This window comes from Marinitoga sp. 1154 (genome assembly GCF_013363285.1).
GTDB lineage: Bacteria > Thermotogota > Thermotogae > Petrotogales > Petrotogaceae > Marinitoga.
Genome location: NZ_LBFB01000045.1, coordinates 1 through 3,703 on the forward strand (window position 1 = coordinate 1; position 3,703 = coordinate 3,703).

The 3,703-nt window shown below is 26.1% G+C and carries 4 protein-coding genes; all 4 read left to right on the forward strand.

From position 1 onward, the window contains the following. Window positions 1-365 precede the first annotated feature (365 nt). The 4 genes from XO12_RS10880 (at window position 366) to XO12_RS10895 (ending at window position 3,522) form a co-directional block, all read left to right on the forward strand. Complete coding sequence (locus XO12_RS10880; RefSeq protein ID WP_175420319.1) at window positions 366-878, forward strand: SPASM domain-containing protein; 513 nt, start codon at window positions 366-368, stop codon at window positions 876-878. A 187-nt stretch (window positions 879-1,065) separates the two neighbouring features. After that, a complete protein-coding gene (locus XO12_RS10885) occupies window positions 1,066-1,977 on the forward strand; it encodes an ABC transporter ATP-binding protein (RefSeq protein ID WP_047266541.1) in 912 nt (303 codons plus the stop codon). Then, complete coding sequence (locus XO12_RS10890) at window positions 1,961-2,593, forward strand: hypothetical protein (protein ID WP_175420320.1); 633 nt, start codon at window positions 1,961-1,963, stop codon at window positions 2,591-2,593. Before XO12_RS10885 ends, XO12_RS10890 begins: the two co-directional genes overlap by 17 nt. Before the next feature lie 29 nt (window positions 2,594-2,622). Further along, window positions 2,623-3,522: an ABC transporter ATP-binding protein gene (locus XO12_RS10895; protein WP_175420321.1), complete on the forward strand. Its 900-nt coding sequence runs from the start codon at window positions 2,623-2,625 to the stop codon at window positions 3,520-3,522. Window positions 3,523-3,703 lie beyond the last annotated feature (181 nt).

Consider the following 3,703-nt stretch of genomic DNA (forward strand, 5'->3'; position numbering starts at 1 on the left):
GGTATCACCTCCAATAAGTTTTGGGTACAATATAATAATACTACAAAAGTAAATCAACACCAAGTGTGGGGGTGATGCCCTTTTTCGAAATAGCTTATAATCAATATTCTGTAAATTGAATTTACACTGTTCATAGCATAATATTTTATGGAGGGGACCTTCTCTCTTATATTAATACAGAAAACTTATTAGATATATGTTTAAATAGTGAAAAAAAACCAGAAATTTGGATTTTACTCCATTGGAGACATATTAGAAATAATAAAATATTAGAAAAAGAAATATACAAAAAAATAAATTTCTATATCACATTTTCTGCAAGTGATATCTTTGATGGTGAAAACGAAAAAAATTTTTCTTTATTTATGAAAACATTGAATTATATGAAAGAATATACGAAAAAATTCGAATTAACTTTTGTACAGGATAGTGAAGAAATATCTGAATTTAAAATTAAAGATATGCTGGATATTATAATAAATAAATATAAAACGAAGATATATATTTCAAAACTTTTGGATGAAAATAATAAGAGTTTTATGAATTATTTATTTATGCGAGTATCACCTGAAATTTTCTGGAATAATTATTATTATCATCCGTGTTTGAATGGAACCATAACATTGAATGCAGAAGGAAAAATATTGCCCTGCCCAGCAATGGAAAATGAAATAATTGGGGATGTTGCAGAAAATGAAAATGCTCTTAAAGAAATATTTTTAGAGAATAAAATAGATAAATATTGGAAACTGCATCTTGGAAAAATAGAAAAATGCAAAGATTGCATATATAGATTTGGATGTTTTGAATGTAGAGCAATAGAAGCAAAAACAAGTCAGAGATTGAATGGGAAATCATTATGTAAAAAGGGAGAGTAATATGGAGTTGGGCGTATTACTTAATTATAATAGTTGCTACAGTAATATATTATATTTTCAGAATAAGAATGGAATATAAAGAAAGGAGCTTAAAATATTATTTAAAAACCAATTAAGACATTTTATAGTTATTTCAATTATATTAACATTATTCTGGATAATACTAAAATAAAAGGAGAGGATATATATGGAAATAATAAAATTCAAAGGAGTAAAAAAGCGATATTATAGTGGGACAGAAGCAATAAAAGGAGTGGATTTTTCAGTAAGAAAAGGAGAGATAATAGGGATAATAGGTCCAAATGGTGCTGGAAAAACCACATTAATAAAATTAATACTGGGTTTGTTAAAACCAACAGAAGGTGAAATAGAAATCTTTGGAAAAGACATAAAAAACATAAAAAAATTAGAAAGGAATAAAATAGGTATGGTTCTGGATACACCAGGATTATATGATGATTTAACAATAGAAGAGAATATAAAATTCTGGCAAAAAGTATATAAGAAGAACAATAATGAAATCTGGGATTTAATTGATAGATGGAAATTAGCAGAAAAGAAAAAAACATTGATAAAAAAGCTTTCGGCAGGAATGAGGCAAAAGGTTGCGATATTAAATTCATTATCGCATGATCCTGAATTAGTAATAATGGACGAACCTACATCAAATCTTGATCCTGAAGCCAGGAGAGATATAGTGGATTTTTTGAAAGGTTTTAAAGGAACTGATAAATCATTGATAATAACATCACATGATTTATTTGATATAGAAAGGATCTGTACGAGAATAATATTTCTCAGAAAAGGGAAAGTAATAGTTGATGGAACATTAAAAGAAATGAAAAAAGCATTAAAAATAGAAGATAAAGTAAAAATTATAGTTAGTCAAAAAATACCTGAAAGAATAATAAGAGAAAACAACATAAATCTATCTGATGAAAAAACAACAATTATACCAGAAGAAAAAGTAAATGAAATATTGGAAATATTTAGAAAAGAAAGAATTAATGTAAAAAGAATAGAAGATGAAAAAGTAACACTTGAAGACATGTATATCTCAATTGTCAGGGAGGATGAAGAAAATGTGGGCTATAATTGAAAAAGAATTAAAAACATTCTTTCGTAAAAAGAAAGAAAGAAATTTATTTTTTATAGCAATGATAATATGGGCAGTAACAATACATTCAGGAGAAAAACATATATACAATCCATATTTTACTGCAGGTGTATTAGTTTCTTTTTTTATTCCATATATATTTGGATGGATAGCTTTTAATGAGGAAAAAAAGAATAAGAATCTTTTATACTTATTATCTTCACCACTTGATATAAAAGAGGTATTTGCAGGTAAAATCATAGCTTTATTTATATTTACAATAGGAGTAGAATTTTTAATTATATCAATAGGAATAATAATAAATCCATTTGCTGCAGGAATATATCCAACAGTTTCTGATTTAATTACATTAATGCTTACAATACCTATCTGGATGACAGTAATAAGTGCTATTATGGGAATTAGTCTTATGATTTTAGATAATCCATTTATAATAAGAATAGTACTATTTTTATTAATTTATTTTTTTGCCAGTAAAGGTGAAAAAATAAAAAAAATATTTATAATATCAGAATGGTATTACATAATATTTGGAATATTACTGATAACAGGAATAATATACTTAACACCACTTATTCTTAATAAAGAAAAAATTTAGAAATGAATTTGGTAATCAGGAGGAAAGAAATGGGAAACATAAGATTTCTCTATAAATACACCAAAGGACATAGAGGAAGATTGACGATATCGATGACAATGATGATAATATTGTCATATGTATCAATAATGCCAGCAAAATACTACAAAGAAGCGATGGATAATGGGATATTGGCAGGTGACTATGAATATTTAAAAAAGGTTTGTATGATATTAATAGGGATATACGTATTAAAGAGCATATTGAACTATATAACCTCAAAAATATTTATAATCAGCAGTCAGAGTATAATATTTGAAATAAAAAAGAATCTATTAAAAAGAGTATTAAAATTACCAATGACTTTTTTCGAAGGAAAAGAAACGGGATATATAATGGCAAGAGTGGGAGAAACAGATAAATTACAGATATTATTTTCACAGCAAACATTTAAAATATTGATAAGTATAATAGAATTTATAATAGTGTTATATATATTGATGAAATATAATATAAAACTGACATTAATCGCGCTGGCAATAATGCCATTATATTATATAGTAACAGGTAAATTTATGGGAAATATATCAAAAATTTCAATGGAATTAATGGAAAAAGGTGCAAAAATGAATGGGAAATTAGAGGAAAGTATAAGTGGAATAGAAGAAGTTAAAAATTTAAATATAGAAGAAAAAGAAAGCAAAAAGAATATAGATTATAACAAAGAATTTGTAAAGACAGCAATAAAACAAGGGGTATTATACTCAATAGGAATGGAATTATTAACGTTAATAAGTGCAATAGCAGGAATAATAGTATTATTATATGCTGGGAAAGATATAATCTTTTCAGGTTTTACAGTGGGAGGCTATATAGCATTTGCAAATTATATAGGAAAATTATATGCGCCTGTAATACAGCTGGGAACCGGCTTGACCCCCGAAAATTAGACAAAAAATAAGGAAATCTCATTTTTTCACAGAAACGAAAAAATCAGAAAAATTATAAGACGAAATAAAATCATTGAAATTATCATTAAAAAGATAAAAAACGAAATCAGGAGTAAGATACTTTAAAGACCCATGAGGTCTAAGATGATTATAAAAATAAATATAGGACATGTAATAATTA

Excerpts from the sequence above, each read along its gene's own strand:
- XO12_RS10895 (WP_175420321.1), top strand. The coding sequence starts at position 2,623 with ATGGGAAACATAAGATTTCTCTATAAATACACCAAAGGACATAGAGGA.
- XO12_RS10890 (WP_175420320.1), top strand. The coding sequence starts at position 1,961 with ATGTGGGCTATAATTGAAAAAGAATTAAAAACATTCTTTCGTAAAAAG.
- XO12_RS10880 (WP_175420319.1), top strand. The coding sequence starts at position 366 with ATGAAAACATTGAATTATATGAAAGAATATACGAAAAAATTCGAATTA.
- XO12_RS10885 (WP_047266541.1), top strand. The coding sequence starts at position 1,066 with ATGGAAATAATAAAATTCAAAGGAGTAAAAAAGCGATATTATAGTGGG.